Origin of the sequence: Polaribacter sejongensis (genome assembly GCF_038024065.1) — a bacterium.
Taxonomy (GTDB): domain Bacteria; phylum Bacteroidota; class Bacteroidia; order Flavobacteriales; family Flavobacteriaceae; genus Polaribacter; species Polaribacter sejongensis.
In genome coordinates this window covers 4,164,024-4,186,666 of the sequence record NZ_CP150667.1, presented here as the reverse complement: position 1 = coordinate 4,186,666, position 22,643 = coordinate 4,164,024, and the positions used below count along the sequence as shown (strand labels likewise).

The 22,643-nt window shown below is 28.8% G+C and carries 22 protein-coding genes; 16 read left to right on the top strand and 6 right to left on the bottom strand.

Translation table 11 applies throughout. From position 1 onward, the window contains the following. Positions 1-82 precede the first annotated feature (82 nt). The 15 genes from WHD08_RS17155 to WHD08_RS17085 all read left to right on the top strand — a co-directional run bounded on the left by WHD08_RS17155 (position 83) and on the right by WHD08_RS17085 (position 14,946). Entirely contained in the window at positions 83-859 is a 777-nt protein-coding gene (locus tag WHD08_RS17155) for a hypothetical protein (protein ID WP_208889919.1), read from the top strand. A 161-nt stretch (positions 860-1,020) separates the two neighbouring features. Further along, entirely contained in the window at positions 1,021-1,815 is a 795-nt protein-coding gene (locus WHD08_RS17150; RefSeq protein WP_208889920.1) for a PGN_0703 family putative restriction endonuclease, read from the top strand. A gap of 115 nt (positions 1,816-1,930) precedes the next feature. Further along, the gene (locus WHD08_RS17145) at positions 1,931-2,446 is read left to right on the top strand and encodes a helix-turn-helix domain-containing protein (protein ID WP_208889910.1); all 516 of its coding nucleotides are present in this window, start codon (positions 1,931-1,933) and stop codon (positions 2,444-2,446) included. A gap of 2 nt (positions 2,447-2,448) precedes the next feature. After that, complete coding sequence (locus WHD08_RS17140; protein WP_244183341.1) at positions 2,449-3,282, top strand: IS3 family transposase; 834 nt, start codon at positions 2,449-2,451, stop codon at positions 3,280-3,282. A 3,788-nt stretch (positions 3,283-7,070) separates the two neighbouring features. Then, the gene (locus tag WHD08_RS17135) at positions 7,071-7,502 is read left to right on the top strand and encodes a hypothetical protein (protein ID WP_208889921.1); all 432 of its coding nucleotides are present in this window, start codon (positions 7,071-7,073) and stop codon (positions 7,500-7,502) included. A 67-nt stretch (positions 7,503-7,569) separates the two neighbouring features. Beyond that, positions 7,570-8,022 carry a hypothetical protein gene (locus tag WHD08_RS17130; protein ID WP_208889922.1) on the top strand — a complete coding sequence of 151 codons (453 nt, stop codon included), beginning with the start codon at positions 7,570-7,572 and terminating at the stop codon, positions 8,020-8,022. Positions 8,023-8,261: 239 nt separating this feature from the next. Further along, complete coding sequence (locus WHD08_RS17125) at positions 8,262-8,942, top strand: hypothetical protein (RefSeq protein ID WP_208889923.1); 681 nt, start codon at positions 8,262-8,264, stop codon at positions 8,940-8,942. 759 nt (positions 8,943-9,701) lie between these two features. Further along, complete coding sequence (locus WHD08_RS17120) at positions 9,702-10,286, top strand: hypothetical protein (protein ID WP_208889924.1); 585 nt, start codon at positions 9,702-9,704, stop codon at positions 10,284-10,286. A gap of 146 nt (positions 10,287-10,432) precedes the next feature. Then, positions 10,433-11,257 carry a hypothetical protein gene (locus WHD08_RS17115; RefSeq protein WP_208889925.1) on the top strand — a complete coding sequence of 275 codons (825 nt, stop codon included), beginning with the start codon at positions 10,433-10,435 and terminating at the stop codon, positions 11,255-11,257. A gap of 153 nt (positions 11,258-11,410) precedes the next feature. Beyond that, the gene (locus WHD08_RS17110; protein WP_208889926.1) at positions 11,411-11,746 is read left to right on the top strand and encodes a hypothetical protein; all 336 of its coding nucleotides are present in this window, start codon (positions 11,411-11,413) and stop codon (positions 11,744-11,746) included. Then, a complete protein-coding gene (locus WHD08_RS17105; protein ID WP_208889927.1) occupies positions 11,743-12,216 on the top strand; it encodes a hypothetical protein in 474 nt (157 codons plus the stop codon). The genes WHD08_RS17110 and WHD08_RS17105 overlap by 4 nt, the downstream gene beginning before the upstream one ends. Before the next feature lie 255 nt (positions 12,217-12,471). Next, on the top strand, positions 12,472-13,548 hold the full coding sequence (locus WHD08_RS17100; RefSeq protein ID WP_208889928.1) for a Fic family protein: 1,077 nt from the start codon (positions 12,472-12,474) through the stop codon (positions 13,546-13,548). Positions 13,549-13,746: 198 nt separating this feature from the next. After that, a complete protein-coding gene (locus tag WHD08_RS17095; RefSeq protein ID WP_025566198.1) occupies positions 13,747-14,205 on the top strand; it encodes a helix-turn-helix domain-containing protein in 459 nt (152 codons plus the stop codon). Between the two features lie 20 nt (positions 14,206-14,225). Beyond that, positions 14,226-14,672, top strand: coding sequence for a DDE-type integrase/transposase/recombinase (locus WHD08_RS17090; RefSeq protein WP_208889929.1), 447 nt, complete (start codon positions 14,226-14,228; stop codon positions 14,670-14,672). 58 nt (positions 14,673-14,730) lie between these two features. Next, complete coding sequence (locus WHD08_RS17085; protein WP_317618159.1) at positions 14,731-14,946, top strand: integrase core domain-containing protein; 216 nt, start codon at positions 14,731-14,733, stop codon at positions 14,944-14,946. 191 nt (positions 14,947-15,137) lie between these two features. Here WHD08_RS17085 and WHD08_RS17080 read toward each other — a convergent pair whose 3' ends face one another. From WHD08_RS17080 to WHD08_RS17055, 6 genes are read right to left on the bottom strand one after another with little or no spacing between them, the layout of a single operon-like run. After that, the gene (locus WHD08_RS17080) at positions 15,138-16,442 is read right to left on the bottom strand and encodes a TRAP transporter large permease (RefSeq protein WP_205860251.1); all 1,305 of its coding nucleotides are present in this window, start codon (positions 16,440-16,442) and stop codon (positions 15,138-15,140) included. A gap of 2 nt (positions 16,443-16,444) precedes the next feature. Continuing rightward, entirely contained in the window at positions 16,445-16,936 is a 492-nt protein-coding gene (locus tag WHD08_RS17075) for a TRAP transporter small permease (protein WP_165732708.1), read from the bottom strand. Positions 16,937-16,938: 2 nt separating this feature from the next. Beyond that, positions 16,939-17,913, bottom strand: coding sequence for a TRAP transporter substrate-binding protein (locus WHD08_RS17070; protein ID WP_208889931.1), 975 nt, complete (start codon positions 17,911-17,913; stop codon positions 16,939-16,941). 11 nt (positions 17,914-17,924) lie between these two features. Next, positions 17,925-19,334, bottom strand: coding sequence for a glucuronate isomerase (uxaC, locus tag WHD08_RS17065; RefSeq protein ID WP_208889932.1), 1,410 nt, complete (start codon positions 19,332-19,334; stop codon positions 17,925-17,927). 11 nt (positions 19,335-19,345) lie between these two features. Then, positions 19,346-20,533, bottom strand: a complete 1,188-nt coding sequence (gene uxuA / locus WHD08_RS17060) for a mannonate dehydratase (protein WP_165732705.1) — start codon at positions 20,531-20,533, stop codon at positions 19,346-19,348. A 14-nt stretch (positions 20,534-20,547) separates the two neighbouring features. After that, a complete protein-coding gene (locus WHD08_RS17055; protein WP_165732704.1) occupies positions 20,548-21,375 on the bottom strand; it encodes an SDR family oxidoreductase in 828 nt (275 codons plus the stop codon). A gap of 163 nt (positions 21,376-21,538) precedes the next feature. On the opposite strand from WHD08_RS17055, the gene WHD08_RS17050 reads away from it, so the two are divergent. Continuing rightward, positions 21,539-22,582 (top strand): substrate-binding domain-containing protein, encoded by a 1,044-nt coding sequence (locus tag WHD08_RS17050; protein ID WP_208889933.1) that lies wholly within the window; start codon positions 21,539-21,541, stop codon positions 22,580-22,582. Positions 22,583-22,643 lie beyond the last annotated feature (61 nt).

The window sequence follows — 22,643 nt, the reverse complement described above, 5'->3', positions numbered from 1 at the left end:
TTTATTTACTAAATTCACTGCTTAAATAACGCAACAAAGCTTATACAACAACGTTGCCAGTAATTAACAAATTGAACCCGAAATGAATAAAAATTTAGTTCTAATTTTCATCTTTTTTTCTAATTTTCAACTTTTAACAGGACAAAATATTTATTCAGCATTACATCACGATGACAGATTAGATTTACGAAAAATTAAGAGTGTAAAAAAAATTGTTAAACACAGAACATTTTTTAACAAGAATGATACTGAAATTGAAAAATCTACAATAATATTAAATGATAGTAGCCGAGTTACAACAGAAGATAGATTTAATGAAAAATATAATCGAAAAACTCGTTTCACTATTTCTTACGACTCAACTCAAACTCACTCATTAGGAAGAAGAGTTGAAATGACTCAACCTTATGTTAGAAATTCAACCACAACTTATTATGAATATGATGAAAATAGATTTTTAACTAAAATAATAAACAAAAGAAATAATAAAATTTATAGAATTACGAATATCATAAATAATGAAAAAGGACATCCAATAGAACTAAAACTTATTGAAAATTCAATTTCTTATGGTAAAGAAACAGCTGAATATGATTATGAAAATAATTTAACGAAAAGAACTGTCTATAACGAATTAGGAGAGGTTAAATCAATCAGTTCAGGAAAAATTGACTTTTCAATATCGGACAATAATGATATAAGGAATGAATATGGAGATTTATTACAATCTAAACTTTTTAAATTTGAATACAAATATGACAAATTTGGAAATTGGAAAAGACAAAAACGTTATATGTTGAAAAATGGGAAATGGGTGAAAAATGCCATATTTAAAAGAACAATATTTTATAGGAAATAAAAAAACTACTGGCAACACCGTATAAACTTTATTGCTGGTTTTAGCTCACTTAGGAAATTCCTCCGGAATTTCGCCGTTCGTGTTTTATTTACTAAATTCACTACTTAAACAACGCAACAAAGCTTATACAACAACGTTGTACCCAATAACCGAAAACAAGAATGGCAACAAGAAAAACATTTGAAAAAGCTATTATAGAAAAATGTAAAAACCCAAAGGTAAACGCTAATGGTTATTTTTTAAATAATTCCGAAAATTTACTTGATGGAATTAATATTGATTTATTTCAAGAGGATTTAATGAGTGGAAGTGGAAATGAATTAAAAAGCAAATTCAATGCAATCTTTTCATCTTCTGCACTTGCAGTCAATAATTTTTCAATTGTTAAAAAACATCCTTCAAAATTTAATTGTTTTGATTATTCAAATTTTGATAATGCTCAATTTGAACGACAATTTAGAACAGGATTAGGCGGAACACCACCAAATCTTGACTTTACGATTGAAAACGAAGAAGTCGTAATAGCAATTGAATCTAAATATCTTGAAATAACAACAAGAAAGAAAGCAAAGTTTGTGGATTCATACAATAAAGAAAAGCTGAATTATCTTAAAGATTTTTGGTTTAAATTAACCAGAGATTACACAGACTATAATTCATATCTTGATGTTGCTCAATTGATAAAACACTCAATAGGACTAATTAACTATAAAAGGGAAAATCCTGAAAAGGATATAATCCTTGTATATTTATATTGGCTTCCTGATAATTATAAGTCTTTTCCAAATTTCGTTGAGCATAAAAAAGACCTAATTGAGTTTGAAAATGAAATAAAGAAAAATGAGGACCTGAAATTTATTAGTACAACCTATAATGAATTTTGGAAATCATATAACAATTCGATTTTCAGTGAGCACTTTGACAAAATGAAAAAAAGATATAAAATTGAGATATAAATTACTGGGTACAACACCGTATATAATTTATTGCTGGCTTATCGCATACTTACGAAAGTCCTCGCGGACTTTTACACTGCCCCCAAAAAGTTAGACACTATTTGAGGGTATTTTTATGGGAAGAAAAGTCAAGTATAGTTACGATTTTAAACTACGTTGTGTAGAACAAGTATTAAAAAAAAATCAAGCAGTTTCCACTGTTTCGTTATTGAACGGTATTCATCACACATCTCTTCATAGCTGGGTTAGTTTTTATGAAAAGCATGGTAAAAAAGGTTTATTACCTAGAGAAAATCAAGAATATAGCTTAAAATTTAAATTGAAAGTTTTAGAATCTATTGTAGATGATTCATTATCTTTAAGTCAAGCTTGTTTAAAGTTTAATATTCCAACCAAATCTGCAATAATGAATTGGCAAAGGAATTATAAAAAACTAGGAATTACAGGCTTAAATAATAAACCAAGAGGAAGACCTAGATCTATGGAATTTAAGAGAGCAAAAAAGAAGTCTAATAAACCTTTAACAAGGGAAGATGAACTTCTATTGGAAAATGAATCGTTAAGAGCTGAGCTGGATTTGCTAAAAAAGTTACAAGCCTTAGTTCTAGCAGCGCAAAGCAAAAAGCGCTAGCCATAACAGAATTAAGGCATAAGTATAGTTTAGAATTATTACTAAATCATACCAATATGGCAAGAAGCAGTTATTATTATCACAAAAAAAGAAGTCAATTAACAGATAAATATGAAGAGGTAAAAATCTTAATTAAAGAGATATATCATTATCATAAAGGAAGATATGGTTATAGAAGAATCACCTTAGAAATAAACAAAAGAGGACTTGTTATAAATCATAAAACAATTTTAAGATTAATGCGAAAATTAGGTTTAAAAAGTTTGATAAGAATTAAAAAATATAAATCTTACAAAGGACAGATAGGTGAAATAGCACCCAATATATTTCAACGTAATTTTAAAACAACCAAACCTAATACAAAATGGGCAACTGATATTACCGAATTTAAAGTCTTTGGAAATAAATTATATTTATCACCAATAATTGATTTATACAATGGCGAAATAGTTAGTTATGAATTATCTGAAAGACCTAACTTCGAACAAGTGGTTAAGATGCTAAAAAAGTCTTTTAAGAAGGTTCCTAACCAAGCAAACATTATATTACATTCAGATCAAGGTTGGCAATATCAAATGAAACAATATCAACGGTTATTAAAAGAAAAAGGAATTACACAAAGTATGTCTAGAAAAGGAAACTGTCTAGACAATGCAATAATTGAAAATTTCTTTGGTATCTTAAAATCTGAATTATTTTATTTAAACAAATACATATCGATTATTCAATTGAAAAAAGAAATTAAAGAGTATATAAAATATTATAATACAGAAAGAATTAAACTAAATTTAAATGGAATGAGCCCAGTAGAATATAGAGCTCTTTATTATCAATAATTAATTATAAATTTGTCTAAGCTTTTGGGTGCAGTCTACTTTCTTGGTCGGTAATTATTTACTAAATTAGGTGCTTGAAACACGCAACAAACCATATACAACAACGTTGGGCGTAAGTTAAAAGTAAACTCAGATAAGCTATAAAAATTCGTTATTTTAAAGACAATTTAACCAAAAAAAAAGTGAAATATTGAATTTTAAGTCAATTTAGAAAAACTGAAAAATTTAGAGTTTCAAGAAAACGAAAAATTGAACGTAGCCAAACTTTGTAAGAACTAAAACTCTGAGGTTTAACATAATTTAGAAAAAATTGAAAAATTTAGAATTTCAAGAAAACGAAAAACTGAACGCAGCCAAACTTTGTGAGAACTAAAATTCTGAGGTTTAAGACAATTTAGAAAAAATTGAAAAATTTAGAGTTTTAAGAAAACGAAAAATTGAACGCAGCCAAACTTTGTGAGAACTAAAATTTCAAGATTTAAGACAATTTAGAAAAAGCTGAAAAATTTAGAGTTTTAAGAAACGAAAAACTGAACGCAGCCAAACTTTGTGAGAACTAAAATTTCAAGGTTTAAGACAATTTGGAAAAAGTTGAAAAATTTAGAATTTTAGAGTTTTAGAGTTTTAAGAAAACGAAAAATGTTCTGAATGTAAAATAATTAGGAATTTAATTTAGAAAAATCGATAAATAAAATAACCTACGCCCAACACCGTGTATAAAAAATTGCTTATTTTTATCCTAACCAAAAGTAGTTGCTTTTTTGTGAACATCAATTTTCCTGCGGAAAATAGCCGTTCACTTTAAACGCAACTTTCAATACACAACAACGTTGTAAAAAACTAGCTGAAAGTATAATTTAAGAACAACAGATATTTAAAAATACATTTAGCTTTAAAGTCTGAAAACTCAAAAAAGCGAAATAAAACGTTTGAAAAATTAGGTTTTTGAAACACTCTTTCGTGAATCAAAATTTTGAAAAAAATAGAAGGTTTTTAGAATTTTAAGAAAGGAAAAATAGTTCTTTTCGTTCGGAGTTTTAAAACGCAAAAAAAAGGAAAAAGTTTGCGGAATTTAGCTTGTTTGAAAATATCTAAAAACTTGAAACTTCATTACTGTTTGAAACTAAAATCGCTGAATTGACAAAGTGTTGAGCAAAAGTCGGAGAAATTCGTTCTTAAAGACAAATTTAGAAAGGCTGAGAGATTTCTAAGAGTAAAATAAAGGTTTACTCATATTCTGAATTAAAAAATTGTGAAAACGCTGAAAAATCAAAATTAAGGAATTTACTCAGAAACTCTAAAAAGGAGAAAAAAGAAATAGGAATTTTATAACTTATAAAGTCGAAATTAAACACGCATTTTACAACACCTTGTATAAAAAATTGCTAAATTTGGCTTAATCAAAGGTTGTTGCATTTTTGTCAACTCCTATTTTCCTACGGAAAATAGCCGTCGACTTAAAACGCAACTTTCCATACAAAACAACGTTGGCAAAAACTGCTGAATCGAGCCGAATACAAGTCATTTAGTAAAATATAATTTTGGCTTTTTTTTAGTTTGTAAATCAGAATTCTGAAAAAATCGGAACACTCTCTCGCGAATCAAAATTTTGAAAAGTTGGAGAATTTTCAAAGTTTCACAAAAAAGGAATTTACTCAAACGCTGAAATCTAAATTGCGGAGAAATCACTCAAATGTGAATTTCTAAACTTTGCTGAATTGAGCAAAATGCAGAACAAAAATTGTGCGGAATTTTCTCTAAAACACAATTTAGAAAGGCTGAGAATTTTCTGAAAATTAAATAAAATGAAAATTATTGTCGGAATTAAACACGTGAGAAAACACTCAAACGCTGAAAAACCAAAATTGCGGAATTTTTACTCGGAATTTAATTTATCAAGTTTGCGGAATTGTAAATGCCTGAAAAATGGAAATTACTGAAATGCGTTGTTGTAAATTAAAAATAACCCGAAAAATGAACGAAATATGGAAATGGAAATAAAGTAACGCATTTGCCAACACCTTGTATAAAAAATTGCTAAATTAGTGCTAAAGTAAAGTTTGTTGCATTTTTGTCAACTCCTATTTTCCTGCGGAAAATAGCCGTCGACTTAAAACGCAACTTTCCATACAAAACAACGTTGGGCGTAAGTTAAAAGGAAACTCAGATAAGCTATAAAAATCTGTTATTTTAAAGACAAATTAAACAAAAAAAAAGGAAAATATTTAATTTTTACACAATTTAGAAAAACTGAAAAATTTAGAGTTTCAAGAAAACGAAAAATTGAACGCAGCCAAACTTTGTGAGAACAAAAATTTCAAGATTTAAGACAATTTAGAAAAAACTGAAAAATTTAGAGTTTTAAGAAAACGAAAAATTGAACGCAACCAAACTTTGTGAGAACAAAAATTTCAAGATTTAAGACAATTTAGAAAAAGTTGAAAAATTTAGAGTTTTTAAGAAAACGAAAAATTGAACGCAACCAAACTTTGTGAGAACAAAAATTTCAAGATTTAAGACAATTTAGAAAAAGTTGAAAAATTTAGAGTTTTTAAGAAAACGAAAAACTGAACGCAGCCAAACTTTGTGAGAACTAAAATTTCAAGATTTAAGACAATTTAGAAAAAGTTGAAAAATTTAGAGTTTTAAGAAAACGAAAAATTGAACGCAACCAAACTTTGTGAGAACTAAAATTTCAAGGTTTAAGACAAATTAGAAAAAGTTGAAAAATTTAGAGTTTTAAGGAAACGAAAAATGTTCTAAATGTAAATTAGGGATTTAATTTAGAAAAATCGATAAATAAAATAACCTACGCCCAACACCGTGTATAAAAAATTGCTTATTTTTATCCTAACCAAAAGTAGTTGCTTTTTTGTGAACATCAATTTTCCTGCGGAAAATAGCCGTTCACTTTAAACGCAACTTTCCATAACACAACAACGTTGGGCGTAAGTTAAAAGTAAACTCAGATAAGCTATAAAAATTTGTTATTTTAAAGACAAATTAACCAAAAAAAAAGTGAAATATTGAATTTTAAGTCAATTTAGAAAAACTGAAAAATTTCGAGTTTCAAGAAAACGAAAAACTGAACGCAGCCAAACTTTGTGAAAACTAAAATTTCAAGATTTAAGACAATTTAGAAAAAAGTTGAAAAATCTAGAGTTTTAAGAAAACAAAAAATTGAACGTTGCCAAACTTTGAGAGAACAAAAATTTAGAAGTTTAAGACAATTTAGAAAAAACTGAAAAATTTAGAGCTTTAAAAAACGAAAAATTGAAAGCAGCCAAACTTTGAGAGAACAAAAATTTAGAAGTTTAAGACAATTTAGAAAAAACTGAAAAATTTAGAGTTTTAAAAAACGAAAAATTGAACGCAGCCAAACTTTGGGAGAACAAAAATTTAGAAGTTTAAGACAATTTAGAAAAAACTGAAAAATTTCGAGTTTTAAGAAAACAAAAAATTGAATGCAGCCAAACTTTGAGAGAACTAAAATTTCAAGGTTTAAGACAATTTAGAAAAAACTGAAAAATTTCGAGTTTTAAGAAAACGAAAAATGTTCTGAATGTAAATTGAAAATTAAAATAATTAGGAATTTAATTTAAAAAATCGATTAATAAAATAACCTACGCCCAACACCGTGTATAAAAAATTGCTTATTTTTATCCTAATCAAAAGTAGTTGCTTTTTTGTGAACATCAATTTTCCTGCGGAAAATAGCCGTTCACTTTAAACGCAACTTTCCATAACACAACAACGTTGGCAACCATTTACCAATCACACTCTGAAAAATGAATAACAAAGATAACTCTGAGTCATCAATCATCAATCCTGAAAATTCAGAAACTGTAAGAGGATTATCTAAAAAACAGATTGAAAAACAAGACGAAATACTTGAATTACTAAAAGATGTTACTCTTAAACAATCTAAGACTGCGAAAAAACAAAGTAAATTTTCAAAAATACAATTTTTTGCGAATTTATTTTTAGCAATAACCACACTCATAATTGGAATATTTGCTCTAAAACCTGAATTTTCTGACCAAAATAATACTGAATATAAAACTCTCTCCGGACAAATATTAAAATCAGAAAAAACGATATTAAAACAAGCCATATTAATATCTGAATTGTCAAATAATTTACTTTACCTTCAGAATCGAGTGCAAACTTTGGAGAAACAAAACGAATTGCTTTCAACAAAAAAACCTTTGAAAAAATAATCACAATAATTTGAATTTAAAATCATTCACTTTAATATTGGCGGAATGAAAAACCATAATCTGAATAATGAATAAAAAAGATTTAATTTTAAAAGCAATGATTTCTGAAAAAACAGTTAATCCAAGCTTTTCATATGCAAGTTTGAGAGATTCTTTATTTTCTGAATTAAATATTGACCAAGTTAAATTCTTGATTGAATCCATCGATAAAGAAAAACCAGAATTACTAATAATCATGCCGTATTCAGAAAAAAGTCCTTTAATACAGCCCACTGGTTTAGTTAATGAATTTTTAAATCAAGGAGGTTTTACAAAAATTGAAAAAGACAAAGAATTATTATTAAATAAACAAAATGAAAGAGAAGAACGAGAAATTAGAAAATCAAAAGTTGATCTCGAATTAGCTGAAAAAATGTTAAAAGAATTTCCTACAACGAAAGTATTTTCGAGAATTGGAGCTTTCATTGGAATTGCCTTATTGTTGAAAGAATTATATATATTAATATGGAAACCACAGTAATAATTAAATTAAAGCGAATTTCTTGTTCATCTGACTTAAAAAATCTCATAATATTTTGAATTTTAAATTAATAATCTGAAATAAAAAAAAACGGTTGCCAACACCTTGTATAAAAAATTGCTAAATTTGGCTTAATCAAAGGCTTTTGATTTTTTATAAACTGTATTTTTACTTCGGAAAATTGCTGTTCATTTAAAACGCAACTTTCCATACAAAACAACGTTGGGCGTAATTAAAAAATGAAAATATTTAACGACTTTAAAGATTTTTACAATAATCAAAATTCAGACAATTGGAATTTTGCGAAAAATTATATTCCTGAAATTTTTGAATCAAAATTTATTATTCATTGGGTTTATGGAATAATTGAAAAATTTCCATTTGAAAAATATCCTCTAAAAAACGAAACATTAGAAGAACAAAACAAACGAGTAAGAATTGAGCAAGAATTTAATGTTTTACTAAAAAAAGAAGAACTGTATAAACCTATTTCAATTAAATATTTATCAGAAAAATTTAATGTCGAATATTCACAAAAAACAGTTGAATTAATTCCTGAAAATCCTGGAATTCACTATTTGGATAGTTTAAGTATTAGGAAACTTAAAGAATCCCTGAAAGAACTCTCTCAAAACTCAAAACTGAATTTATTAATTTGCGAGAATGAAGAATATGATTATTATACTTCTGACTTACAAAAAGAATATACAAATATAACGTTGGAAAAATATTTTGAAATACAGGAATTATATAGTTTTCAGTTAGATACTTGTCTTTTTGAGGAAAGTTTAAATTGGTGTTTAACAACGGCTGAAAATGCTCCAATTTTATTAGGTTGCAAAAAAGAATTGGAATCTGAAATTGAGCAAAAAATGAATTTAGAATTATTTAAAGTAGAAAATGAACAAGAGATGTATTAAAAAACTACGCCCAACACCGTGTATTAAAAATTGCTATATTAGTGCTTAAGTAAAAGTAGTTGCTTTTTTATAAACTTCTATTTTCCTTCGGAAAATAGCCGTTCATTTAAAACGCAACTTTCAATACACAACAACGTTACCAAAAATAGTTCAGATCACTCAAACTTCTGAAAAAATAAACAAATAAAACTCTTGAATTTTAAAAATGAAACACTCTCTGAAGATTGGAAAATTCTGAAAAAATTTTGTTTGTTTTTTATAGAATTTAGAAAGTTTAAAAAAATAAAAACTGAGCAGTGCGGAATTGAGCAAAATGCGGAATAAAATCTGTGCGGAATTATCTCTAAACCGAAAATTTAGAAAGGCTGAGAATTTATTGAAATAAAATTGTTGTCGGAATTTAGCACGTGAGAAAACACTCAAACGCTGAAAAACCAAAATTGCGGAATTAAGCAAAATGTGGAGTAAAAACTCTTCGAAATTATCTCAAAATGAAAATTTAGAAAAGCTGACAATTTATTGAAAATCAAAAAAAAATAAAAAATGTTGGCGGAATTTTCACTCGAACGCTGAATTCAGAAAATAATAAGGAAAATTGGAAAATTAAAAAAACTACTTTTGGTAACACCGTGTATAAAAAATTGCTTATTTTTAGCTTAACAGAAGGCAGTTGCATTTTTACTCACTTCAATTTTCCTGCGGAAAATAGCCGTTCATAAAAATCGCAACTTTCCATAACACAACAACGTTAGCCATAATATGAAAAAAATTATCGTTTTATTAATATTATTAAGTTTTGAAAATTTATTTTCTCAAGATTTAAAATGTTTGAATTATGAATTTTATAATTCTGACTCTGATGTTATTGAAATTAGAAAGTTAACGGATTCAATTAGTGGAATAACCAAATTGGAATTAAAAACTGATTCCTTAAAACTATACGTTGAAAAAAAATCTATCTTAAAATTCCCAAAATGGTCAAGTTACAATAGGAAAGGAATAGATTCTGGATTTAAAGTTATTTTAAGGAATAATTCCTCTAATGACTTAAGTTTGTTGAATATGGATGGTAGAATAATTATAAGGAGACAAGTTTACTATAAAAATAAATGGAGGAACCTAAAATCATATAAAAAAACAACACGAATGATTTGTGGAAATAGCTATTTTACAAAACGAATTATTAAATCTCGTGATTATTTAACATTTGTAGCGCCGTGTGTAAAAGGAAATATAAAAGCAAAATTTAGATTTATCATTGGCTCGAATTCTAAAAATGAAAATATTGGAATTTATTCAAATGAATTTGAGGGATTTATTAATGAAAATCTAATTGAAATATAAATACTATGGCTAACACCGTGTATAAAAAATTGCTTATTTTAGTGCATAACCAAAGTTAATTGCATTTTTGTAAACAACAATTTTCCTTCGGAAAATAGCCGTTCACTAAAACGCAACTTTCAACACACAACAACGTTGGCACAAATATGAAAAAACAATTCCTGATATTAATTACTTTATTAATTTCAACTATTACATTTGCTTGTAGTTGTGATATTCCAAAGCCAATTCTTGAATTTGAATCTGTTGACTATGTTTTTAAGGGAAAAGTAGTATCTAAAGTTTATGCTATCGATTCTTTAAATTATACAGTAACATTTGAGGTTTTTAAACATTATAAAAAGGGTGAAAAACCCAAAATATTGGAATTTACTTTTACATCTGAAGGAGAATATACTGGAGAATTTACATCTTGTGACTGGCACGTAAATAAAGATGAAAAATGGCTTGTTTATGCCTACTATTCGAATAAAAAACTAATTTTTAGTTATTATTGTTCAAACTCAAGACGAATAGAAAATTGGAATATTTCAAAAAATGAACAACGAATTTTAGATTACGGAAATTCATTTAAGTTAGAAAATTACATTTATCAATTTGAAAACGGATTTAACATTACAAAACCAATTGCAAATATTGATTCTATTTTTAAAAATGGGAAAATTAAGAATTATATAAATCCATACACTAGGTTAGAATTATTTATAGACAAAAAAGGAAATCTTAATTTTGTTACGGCAGGTTTGAATTATGAGTTTAAAACTGATTCAATTTATAACTTGAAAACAGAATTTAAAATAAAATTAAAAAAGCAAGTGACTGAATTCGAACAAGACGCAATGGAATTAATAAGAAAAATGCCAAAATGGGAAATAAAACGACATATAGAAACTAATCTTCCTGTATCACACATTCGTCATTTAATAATTCAATTTAACAAAGAAAAAAAAGAATGGAGGTATGAATTATAAAATACTTGTGCCAACACCGTATAAACTTTATTGCTGGTTTTGGCTCACTTAGGAAATTCCTCCGGAATTTCGCCGTTCGTGTTTTATTTACTAAATTCACTGCTTAAACAACGCAACAAAGCTTATACAACAACGTTGGGCACAATATAGAAAATGAACGTTAAGACAAGTAACATTTTATTTTACAGTGGAATTTCTCTACTTGCAATCGGAGCATTTGGATTGACATTTGCTGCGTTTTTCGCAATGATTGGAATGCCAATTTTTGTGATTGGAATTGTACTAATTTTAATTTCAAAAAAAACTTGGAAACAAAAATTAATTCCTATTGGACTTTTTATTGTCGGAATAATTGCGTTTTGGCCAATTTGGAGAAACATTAATACTGTTGGACCAGAAACATTCTTAATACCGAATGACTATAGAGGAAGAGTTAATATAATTCACAAAAAAGATTGCGGAATCTTACTCGAAAAAAAGGAAATATGAGGTTAGCATCTATTGCTTTATTAAAAGTTGGTTATTTATTAGGGTTTGAAAAATATGGTCATATATTTTTGTTTAATCAAAATCTTGACAAAATTCGAGAACAAATATTGAATCCTGAAAAAGAAATAATTACTGAACCATTTTGGGTAAATTATGAATTTCCTGAAATGAATCTTGGAGTTAACATACTCAATAAACCAACTGAATTGCAGTGCTTTTTAAATACTTTTATATTAAAAACAAAATCAATGAATGGTCAAATTAGTATTGCTTTTCCTGGTTATAACAAAGAAGATTCAGAAATTTATGAACATATAAATAAGATTTTATGTTCAAGTAAAGAAGGAACAGTTAATATGGAAATAACTACTATGGAACCATTTTTAGATTTGAGAGATGAAAAAAAAGTATTTAGTTCTGCTTTAATATGGGAAAATAGGAAAAAAGCCAACGCACAACACCGTATATAATTTATTGCTGGTTTTAGCTCACTTAGGAAATTCCTCCGGAATTTCGCCGTTCGTTTTTTATTTACTAAATTCACTGCTTAATCAACGCAACAAAGCTTATACAACAACGTTGGCAAAAATACCTCAGTGAGCTCGAAAAATATAATGTAAAGAAAACTAAAATAACTTATCATTTAAAATTATTATGTAAAGAAAAGTCCATTTTCTTATCATTATAAATTACCTTTGTAAAGAAAAATAGAATTTCTTATCATTATGAATAATTTTAAACTTGAAAAACTTCCTTTAAAAAAAGACATTGAAACAAAAAATGTTCTTAAAAAATTAAATGAAGCTCATAGAGCATTAGCTGAATTAAAAGGTTTAGTATCTAGTATTCCAAATGAAAATATACTAATTAATACTTTAGGATTACAAGAAGCAAAAGATAGTTCTGAAATTGAAAATATCATCACAACACACGATGATCTTTATAAAGCTGAACTAAATTTAGATGGAGTAAAATCTTTAGATGCTAAAGAAGTTCAAAATTATATTTCTGCATTAAAAATTGGGTATTCATTAATTTCAAAAAGAAATATTTTAACAAATAATGACATTATCCAAATACAATCTGAATTAGAAAAAAATAATGCAGGTTTTAGAAAAGTTCCTGGAACTGCATTAAAAAATGCTAAAACTGGAGAAACAGTTTATACTCCGCCACAAGACCTTGAAAATATAAAAAATTTAATGTCTAATTTAGAACAATTTATTAATGATGATACGTTATCTGACTTTGACCCAATAGTAAAAATGGCTATTATACATTATCAATTTGAAAGTATCCACCCTTTTTATGACGGTAATGGTAGAACAGGAAGAATTATTAACGTGCTTTATTTAGTAATGAAAGATTTACTTGATTTACCAATTCTATATTTGAGTAGTTTTATTATCGAAAATAAAGCTAAATATTATGAATTATTACAAGAAGTTAGAATTACTGACAATTGGGAAAATTGGTTAATCTATATTATCAAAGCAGTAGAACAAACTTCTAAACAAACCATAATTCTTATAAAAGATATTCAGAAATTAATGCTTGAGTATAAACACATAATTAGAGATAATTACAAATTTTATAGTCAAGATTTATTGAATAATTTATTTCAACATCCATACACAAAAATTGAATTTATTGAAAGAGATTTAGGAGTATCAAGAATTACAGCTGCGAATTATTTAAATAGACTTGCGAAAGATGGAATTCTAACTAAACAAAAACTAGGAACAGGAAATTACTACGTCAACGAAAAATTATATACGATTTTAACAAAAAAAGTACTTTAGCCAACAACGTGTAGTAAAAATTGCTAAATTAGTGCTTAACTAAAAGTAGTTGCTTTTTTATAAATTTCTGTTTTCCTTCGGAAAATAGCCGTTCATAAAACCGCAACTTTCAATACACAACCACGTTGTACAACATTAACGAATTGTACTTTCCTGAAATAGGTTGACTAAAAATTAAACACTTAATTATAGTCACTTATGAAAACTCAAAAACAACCCTGGCGAAAAAAAACGTACGAAAAAGCAACTTTAGAACTCAAATTATTCGTCGTTGACCAAATTCAGAATGGACAGATTTCCACAAACTTTGCTTCCAAAAAATATGATGTTCCTAGAACTACAATTGGGTATTGGATCAAAAAATATAGTACTTTAGTCCAACAAAATACTGGTATGAGTAAATTAGACGAGATTAAAAAACTAAAGGAACGTATTGAAGAATTGGAGTTTGTAAAGGAATTTCAACAAGATATTATTGCTGACATGGAAATCATTACTGGAGTCGATTTGTCAAAAAAGTCGTTGCCCAAAACATTAGCGAAAGAGATAGAACTAAAAAAGAAAAACCGTTTAAAAGAAAATGGTTCTATGAGTGTTTTGGGATTAGTAAACAAGCTTTCTACAAAAGACTCAAAACCCAAGAAAACAAACGACTAAACGATGAAAAAGTCATCGAAATGATACAGGAATATCGAAAATTAGTTGGTATGAGAACTGGCGGAATTAAGCTATATGATGAACTTAAACAAGACTTTATAAAACAAGGTATTAAAATAGGTAGAGACAAGTTGTACGATGTGTTAAGGCTTCATAATTTACTTGTTCCTAAGCTTAAAAACTATGTAACAACAACAAATTCTAATCATCAATTTAGAAAATATAAAAACCTAATTAAAAACCAAGTTCCTACTCGACCAGAACAACTATGGGTAAGCGATATAACATACATTAAAACAGATAATGGACACAATTATCTAGCAATCGTTACAGATGCCTATTCGAAGCAAATTATGGGCTATAAACTAGATAATAACATGAAGACATCACTTTGCACAGAAGCGCTAGAAATGGCTATTAAAAATAGAAAATACCCTAATAAAAAATTAATTCATCATTCATTCTGACAGAGGTTTTCAATACTGTAACCCGAAATACACAGCCTTTGCAGAAGAAAATGGCATAATGATGAGTATGACAGAACAATATGATCCTTATGAAAACGCAATTGCAGAGCGAATTAATAGAACTTTAAAATATGAATACGGACTTAGAAACTGTATTAAAAACACTGCCATTGCTCAAGAAGTAACAAAACAAGCAGAAGTACATTTAAACCCAAACATCAAATACAAATCATATCGAAGAAATAATGTAAATTTGACTGAACTAACAATTTAAAAACAAAAATAGTTTGAACGGTATAAATTAACCTAAAAAAAGGTCAACCTATATCAGTATAATACACTTCAAGAAAGGTTCTATTTTAGATGCTTTTTAAAACTAATAAAATCAACATTCTTTTTAATGAAAAAAGCTCAACCTAAAGAAAGAAATAGGTTGAGCTTAAATATTATGAATTAATGTGTTTTTTACAAGTTAAACAACCTTGGTAAAAACATTGATATTTCTGGAATGTAAGTAATTAACAGTAGAACAATCACCATAATTAATAAAAATGGCAGCAATGGTTTTATAACTTGAGAAACCGAAACTTTAGCGATTCCACTCCCCACGAAGAGGATGGTTCCCACAGGTGGTGTACACAAGCCAATACAAAGATTTAACACTAGAACGATACCAAAATGGACAGGATGCATACCTAACTCTGTAACTACAGGTAAAAAAATAGGTGTAAAAATTAGAACGGCTGGAGTCATATCCATAAAAGTTCCAATAATTAATAATACTAAATTGATTAATAAAAAGATGACGATCTTGTTACTGAATTGCTCTAATAAAAAATTGCTAATTAATTCTGGAATTCCTTCAAAAGAAAATAACCATGACATTGCCATAGATGTACAAATTAAAAACATAACTACCGCAGTAGTTTTTGCACTTGCTAATAAAATAGCTGAAAAGTCTTTTACTTTTACATCTCCATAAATTAAAGCAAGAACCCCTGCATATAGAACAGCAATTGCTGAAGCCTCTGTAGCTGTAAATATCCCTGCAACAATACCACCAACTACAATAACTAGTAATAACAAACTAAAAAAAGCTTTTCTAAAATATGTAAAAATTAAAGAAAGTGGCACACGTTCTCCTTTAGAGAAGTTTCTGGTTATTGCCACATAAGCAACATACCCCATTATAGCAAAGCCTAACAAAATACCTGGTAAATAACCTGCAATAAATAAAGCTGCTACAGATGCTGTACCTCCACTTGCTAAAGCGTAAACGATTAAAATATTACTTGGCGGAATTAACAACCCAGTTGTAGATGATGTTATATTTACAGAGGCACTAAATTCTCTAGGATATCCTTCTTCTTCCATTCTGTCTGTCATAATACTTCCAATAGCAGATGTTGCTGCAATTGCAGATCCTGAGATAGCTCCAAAAAGCATCGACGCTAATACATTTACATAAGCTAATCCTCCAGGTAAACTCGCTACTAAAGACTTCGCAAAATTAATAAGTCTATTGGCAATTCCGCCACGTTTCATAATTTCTCCGGCCAACACAAAAAAGGGAATTGCTAAAAGTGCAAAACTATCAATACCTGTTGTCATACGTTGTGCAATTGTTGTGATTCCAGGTAATTTATCAATATTAAGCAGTAAACTTATAGTGGTAGAAATACCAATACTATAGGCTACTGGAACTTTTAACATTAGTAACGTAAAAAAACTTAGGAATAAAACTATAATACTTATTATTTCTATACTCATAATTAATCGGTTATTTTGTTAGTACTTATTTTGCGTATGTGATATATTGAAAAACACATAATAAGCAAACCACTAAAAGGCAAAATAGAATATATGTATCCTAAAGGTATCCTTAATGTTCCTGATAATTGGCCTAAATGTAATGTAGTATAAACAAGGTTAAATCCACCAATTACCATAACTATCAATGCAAATAAAAACACACAGATTTCGATAAAAAACAGCACTTTCTTTTGTAATTTAGGTGAGAATTTCTGAAACAAGAAATCCATTGATAAATGTTCTCTTCTTCCGCTAAGGTAGGCTGCCCCTAAAATGGATAACCAAATTAATGAAAAACGTGCTAGTTCTTCTGTAAACGTAAATGAAGTATTTAAAATATAACGTGAAAAAACTTGTAGTAATACATCAATTACCAATAACCCAAATATAGAAACCAATATTGTTTCCATGATTTTACAAACTCTGTTAAAAAGGATGTCTGCTGATTTCATATCTACTGATTTTTTATTTTATTAATAATCCCACTCATTTCTGGGTGTTCTTTTTCAAAAGCTTCTAAAACAGGTTTTGATTTCTCTTGGAACAATGCTTTTTCAGGAATAATAATTTCTACACCTGCTTTTTTTGCAATTTCCATTGATTCATTTACAGAATCATTCCAGAAAACCTTCTGTGATTTAGATGACTCATCTGCAGACTCTTGCACCCAAACTTTTTCTTCATCAGATAATGTATCCCAGTATTTTGTGCCAATTAATAAAACATCTGGTAAAGAAGAATGTTGATCTAAGGTATAGTATTTACTTACTTCATAATGATTAGAAGATACAAATGAAGGCGGATTATTTTCGGCACCATCCACAACACCTTGTTGTAGAGCAGTGTACAACTCTCCAAAAGACATTGGTGTTGCAGAACCTCCCAAACTATTTACCATATTTATGGCCATTTGGTTGTTCATTACACGAATTTTAAGCCCCTTTAAATCTTCTGGAGTTCTAATTGCTTTCTTTGAAGTATAAAAACTTCTACTTCCTGCATCGTAATAACACAAACCACGTAGCCAAAATTTACTTCCTTTTTCTAAAATTGATTTTCCAACTTCACCTTCTAAAACATCAAATTGATGTTGTTTATTTCTAAATAAATATGGAATTCCCAATACATGATATTCTGGAACAAAATTAGACAACGTTGCAGCACTTACTTTTGTGACAGCTACACTACCTATTTGTAATAATTCTAAAACTTCTCTTTCTGATCCTAATTGGCCATCAGGAAATATCTTAATATCCATTTTCCCTCCAGATTTTAGTTTTAAGGCTTTCTTAAATTCTAAAATACCTTTGTGAACAGGGTGTGTTTGAGGTAAAGTATGTGCTAAATACATCATCTTTACATCGTCTTTCTTTTCACACCCTTGTAAAATGATTAAAAGAAAGAAGGCACAAAACAGTCTATGCAACATAATAAATTATTTTAGTTTTTAAAATTGAAATAGTTCACAGCATTGTAATAACAAATGTTTTGAATCATTTTCCCAAGAAATTCTATATCATTTGGAACCAATCCTTTTTTAACATCTTCTGCAATTAGGTTGCACAATATTCGCCTAAAATACTCATGTCTTGGAAAAGATAAAAAGCTGCGACTGTCTGTTAACATACCTACAAAACGACTTAATAAGCCCATATTTGAAAGTGTGTTTAATTGTTTTTCCATGCCGTCTTTTTGGTCTAAAAACCACCAACCAGAACCCCATTGCATTTTACCTGGAATATCCGCATTTTGAAAATTACCCATCATTGTTGCAAATACTTCATTTTGAGAAGGATTTAAATTATAAGTAATGGTTTTTGCTAATTGACCGGTAGATTCAAGTTCATTAAATAATTTAGACATAAATTCTGCCATTGGAAAATCACTTATAGAATCGCAACCAGCATCTAATCCTACTTGTTCAACTAATCTAGAATTATTATTTCTAATAGGTCCTAAATGGTATTGTTGTACCCAATTATATTCATGATATTTTCTTCCTAAATAAAGGAATAAAAAAGATCTATATTTTTCAATTTCTAAAACGGAAAGAGTTTCTTCTTTTAGTTTCTTATCAAAAATTTGTGCAATTTCTTCCTCAGTAAAATCAACAATTGAAAGCGTCGCTCCAATACCAAAGTCAGATACTCTACATCCATTTTCATGAAAATGAGCAATTCTATTATCTATAGATTTTATAAAATCGGATAAAGAATTAATCTGTACTCCTGAACTTGCCGCTAATTTTTTTAAATACCCCAAAAATTTTGTTTCTCCTATAAAGAACAATTCATCAGACCTAAATGTAGGCAACACTTTTGTGTATATATTCATTTCAGAAATTACCTGATGATATTCTAAACTGTCTGTAGGATCATCTGTAGTACAAATAACCTCCACCTTCATTTGTTCTAATAAATCGGCAGGTGTTTTATGTACTAAAATAGCATTGGCTTTTTTATAAATAGTTTCTGCTGTAGAGGGTTGTAAAATTTCATCAATATCAAAATAACGCTTCAATTCTAAATGCGTCCAATGAAATAAAGGATTTCTTAAAGTATGCGGAACCGTTTCTGCCCACTTTAAAAATTTTTCTTTCTGGGTCGTTTTATCGCCAGTAATAAAAGCTTCTTCTATACCATTTGCACGCATTCCCCGCCACTTATAATGATCTCCATTTAACCAAGCAGCTGTAATATTTTCAATAGGCTTATCTTCTGCAATTAGTTGTGGTGATAAATGATTGTGATAATCTATAATTGGCAAATCTTTAGCATATTGATGATACAATTTTACTGCGACTTCAGATTGTAATAAAAAGTTATCGTTTATAAATGTGGTGCTATTCATTTTTATTTTTTTTATAACGATCGTCTAATTCCTAATTCTAATCCACGTAATTCTGCCAAACCTCGTAAACGTCCGATACCTGAATATCCAGGATTTGTTTTCTTTTTTAAATCGTCTAACATTTTATGTCCGTGATCTGGTCTAAAAGGCATTCTAACATCTTTTCTTCCTGCTTCAGCACGTTTTTGTTGCTCTAAAACCAACGCTTTCATCACTGCAAACATATCTACATCACCATCTAAATGATCTGCTTCATGAAAATTCCCTTCAGCATCTCTTTTTGTAGCTCGTAAATGAATAAAATGAATTCTATCTCCTAAACGTTCTACCATTCCTGCTAAATCATTATCGGCTCTTACACCAAAAGACCCCGTACAAAATGTCAATCCGTTATTTGGCGATTTTACAGCATTATAAATATCTTCGATATCTTTTTCTGTGGATACTACTCTTGGTAATCCTAAGATTGGAAAAGGTGGATCATCTGGATGAATACACATTAAAACACCTGCTTGTTCTGCTGACGGAATAATCTCTGATAAAAACGAAAATAAGTTTGCCTTCAATTCTTTTGGGCCTACATTTTTATAAGTCGCCAAAATTGCATTGAATTCCTCTAGAGAATACCCTTCTTCAGCCCCTGGTAAACCTGCAATAATATTTCTAATTAATCTTTTTTGATCTTCTGCTGAGGCATTTTTTAAAAACTCTGAAGCTTTCTCTTTCTGAGCATCAGAATATTCTTTTTCTGCTCCTGGTCTTTTTAACAAGTACAATTCAAAAGCTGCAAAAGCTGCTGCCTCAAAACGTAAAGCGGTAGAATTATCCGAAACTTCATAATCTAAGTTTGTTCTCGTCCAATCTAAAACGGGCATAAAATTGTAACAAACAATATCAATTCCGCATTCGCCTAAATTCAACAAAGTTTGTTTGTAATTATCAATATATAATTGGTAATCTCCAGACTTTGTTTTAATATTCTCATGAATTGGCACAGATTCTACTACAGACCATGTTAACCCAACATTTTCTATAATTTCTTTTCTTTTGATGATTTCATCAACCGTCCAAACTTCACCATTTTTAATATGATGTAATGCAGAAACAACACCTGTTGCCCCCGATTGTTTTATATCTGATAAAGAAACTGGGTCATTTGGTCCATACCAACGCCAAGTTTGTTCTAAATTTTGTATCATTTTATTCTATTTTATTAAACGCCACTATATGCTGCAAATCCACCATCAATAGGAATTACAATTCCTGTAACAAAAGAAGATGCATCATCACATAAATATAAAGTTGTACTAATTAAATCCTCCGGTTTACCATAACGTTCCATTGGAGTTTGATCTATAATTTGCTGACCTCTTTTAGTTAAACTTCCATCTGTATTTGTTAATAAAGTTCTGTTTTGATCTGTTAAAAAGAAACCTGGTGCTAATGCATTCACACGAATTCCTACTTTAGAAAAATGAACAGCTAACCATTGTGTAAAGTTAGAAACTGCAGCTTTTGCACCACTGTAAGCTGGTATTTTAGTTAACGGAGTAAAAGCATTCATAGAAGAAATATTCAATACAGAACACCCTTTTCTACCCACCATATCTGTTGCAAAAACTTGTGTAGGAATTAAAGTTCCTAAGAAATTTAAGTTGAATGTAAATTCAATTCCTTTTGGATCTAAATCGAAAAAAGTCTTAAAGCCTTCTGTTTTGTTTGCCAAGTCTTCTAATTCCAAAAAAGGATTCGAAGTGGTTCCTAAAGGATGGTTTCCTCCCGCTCCATTCACCAAAATATCTACTTGCCCAAAAGCTTTATTTACTATTTCTTTAGCCACTATTAAAGAATCTTTTTCTAAAACATTGGCTGCAACACCAATTGCTTTTCCTCCAGCTTTTATAATTGAATCCGCCACCTTATCTGCAGCTTCTTTTCTTAAATCTAAAACGGCAACGCTGTTTCCTTGTTCTGCAAGCGCCATTGCTAAAGCACTACACAACACTCCTCCTGCACCTGTTAATACAATTGTTTTATTCATCTTTAAGGTTGTATTTTTAATTAAGATTAGTAATTTCCGCACATTTACGTGTACGCACACACAAATATAACATAATTCCTCGTGTGCGCACACAAAATTGCATTTATTTTCACTAAATTGCATAAGATTAAAAATATACATAAAAGCGTTTATCAATCTTAATATGATAAAAATAAAAGATATTGCCAGAGAAGCAAAAGTCTCTGAAGGCACTGTAGATAGAGTAATACACAACAGAGGTGGTGTTTCTAAGAAAACGGAAGCAAGAATTAGAAAAATTCTTGACCATCATAATTTTAGCGTGAATCCGGTTGCCAGCGCTCTTGCTATGAAAAATAAACAGCAAATATCTATTTTAATCCCAGAATATAATGATGATGACTTATTTTGGAAATCGCCTTATATGGGGCTTTTAAAAGCAACCAACGATGTTGTAAGTTTTGGAGTACATGTCAATAGTTTTACATACAATCAGTACGATCCAGTTTATTATTTAAATACGTTTAAAGAGTTGCTAAAAACAAAGCCAACTGGAGTAATCATGGTACCCAATTTTTCTAAAGAGACCCAGCTAATTGTAGATGAGTTAGAGGCTTTAGACATTCCCTATATTTTTTTAAATATTGATATTAAAGGATTTAACAACATAGCATATGTTGGTCAAGATTCTTATACCGCAGGTTATATTGCAGGTAAATTAATGAAATTTAACATTCCAGATGCCTCAGAAATTTTAATAATTCAATCTCGATACAACATCACCAAAAACAATGCGGTTTCGAATAGGATTGAAGGTTTTAATAATTATTTTTTAAAAAATAACATTAATTATAAAGTGCAAACTTTAAAAATTGAAAATTTAAAGAACTCTCTAGAAACAAAAGGAATCATCAACGACTACCTAAACACACACCCGCAAATAAAAGGAATTTTTGTTCCCTCTAGTAGAATTTATATTGTGGTAGATTGCATAGAGGATTCACATTTAAAAAACATAGAATTAATAGGTTTTGATAATACTCCGCAAAACACCCAATGCCTTTTAAACGATAGTGTTTCTTTTTTAATCTCTCAAAAACCCTTTGATCAAGGTTATGAAGCAGTAAGAATATTATCTGATTTTTTAATTCACAATAAAATACCGAATACAAAAACACACCTCCCTATAGATATTCTTATAAAAGAAAATGTAAAATACAACATGTGAAATGATTTTATGATAACTTAATTTTGTTTTAATTCGAATTTACTAAAATTTAACTTAATAT

What these genes read in the sequence shown, in the direction of transcription:
- WHD08_RS17155 (WP_208889919.1), top strand. Translation starts at nt 83, where the DNA reads ATGAATAAAAATTTAGTTCTAATTTTCATCTTTTTTTCTAATTTTCAA.
- WHD08_RS17150 (WP_208889920.1), top strand. Translation starts at nt 1,021, where the DNA reads ATGGCAACAAGAAAAACATTTGAAAAAGCTATTATAGAAAAATGTAAA.
- WHD08_RS17145 (WP_208889910.1), top strand. Translation starts at nt 1,931, where the DNA reads ATGGGAAGAAAAGTCAAGTATAGTTACGATTTTAAACTACGTTGTGTA.
- WHD08_RS17135 (WP_208889921.1), top strand. Translation starts at nt 7,071, where the DNA reads ATGAATAACAAAGATAACTCTGAGTCATCAATCATCAATCCTGAAAAT.
- WHD08_RS17130 (WP_208889922.1), top strand. Translation starts at nt 7,570, where the DNA reads ATGAATAAAAAAGATTTAATTTTAAAAGCAATGATTTCTGAAAAAACA.
- WHD08_RS17125 (WP_208889923.1), top strand. Translation starts at nt 8,262, where the DNA reads ATGAAAATATTTAACGACTTTAAAGATTTTTACAATAATCAAAATTCA.
- WHD08_RS17120 (WP_208889924.1), top strand. Translation starts at nt 9,702, where the DNA reads ATGAAAAAAATTATCGTTTTATTAATATTATTAAGTTTTGAAAATTTA.
- WHD08_RS17115 (WP_208889925.1), top strand. Translation starts at nt 10,433, where the DNA reads ATGAAAAAACAATTCCTGATATTAATTACTTTATTAATTTCAACTATT.
- WHD08_RS17110 (WP_208889926.1), top strand. Translation starts at nt 11,411, where the DNA reads ATGAACGTTAAGACAAGTAACATTTTATTTTACAGTGGAATTTCTCTA.
- WHD08_RS17105 (WP_208889927.1), top strand. Translation starts at nt 11,743, where the DNA reads ATGAGGTTAGCATCTATTGCTTTATTAAAAGTTGGTTATTTATTAGGG.
- WHD08_RS17100 (WP_208889928.1), top strand. Translation starts at nt 12,472, where the DNA reads ATGAATAATTTTAAACTTGAAAAACTTCCTTTAAAAAAAGACATTGAA.
- WHD08_RS17095 (WP_025566198.1), top strand. Translation starts at nt 13,747, where the DNA reads ATGAAAACTCAAAAACAACCCTGGCGAAAAAAAACGTACGAAAAAGCA.
- WHD08_RS17090 (WP_208889929.1), top strand. Translation starts at nt 14,226, where the DNA reads ATGATACAGGAATATCGAAAATTAGTTGGTATGAGAACTGGCGGAATT.
- WHD08_RS17085 (WP_317618159.1), top strand. Translation starts at nt 14,731, where the DNA reads ATGATGAGTATGACAGAACAATATGATCCTTATGAAAACGCAATTGCA.
- WHD08_RS17080 (WP_205860251.1), bottom strand. Translation starts at nt 16,442, where the DNA reads ATGAGTATAGAAATAATAAGTATTATAGTTTTATTCCTAAGTTTTTTT.
- WHD08_RS17075 (WP_165732708.1), bottom strand. Translation starts at nt 16,936, where the DNA reads ATGAAATCAGCAGACATCCTTTTTAACAGAGTTTGTAAAATCATGGAA.
- WHD08_RS17070 (WP_208889931.1), bottom strand. Translation starts at nt 17,913, where the DNA reads ATGTTGCATAGACTGTTTTGTGCCTTCTTTCTTTTAATCATTTTACAA.
- uxaC (WP_208889932.1), bottom strand. Translation starts at nt 19,334, where the DNA reads ATGAATAGCACCACATTTATAAACGATAACTTTTTATTACAATCTGAA.
- uxuA (WP_165732705.1), bottom strand. Translation starts at nt 20,533, where the DNA reads ATGATACAAAATTTAGAACAAACTTGGCGTTGGTATGGACCAAATGAC.
- WHD08_RS17055 (WP_165732704.1), bottom strand. Translation starts at nt 21,375, where the DNA reads ATGAATAAAACAATTGTATTAACAGGTGCAGGAGGAGTGTTGTGTAGT.
- WHD08_RS17050 (WP_208889933.1), top strand. Translation starts at nt 21,539, where the DNA reads ATGATAAAAATAAAAGATATTGCCAGAGAAGCAAAAGTCTCTGAAGGC.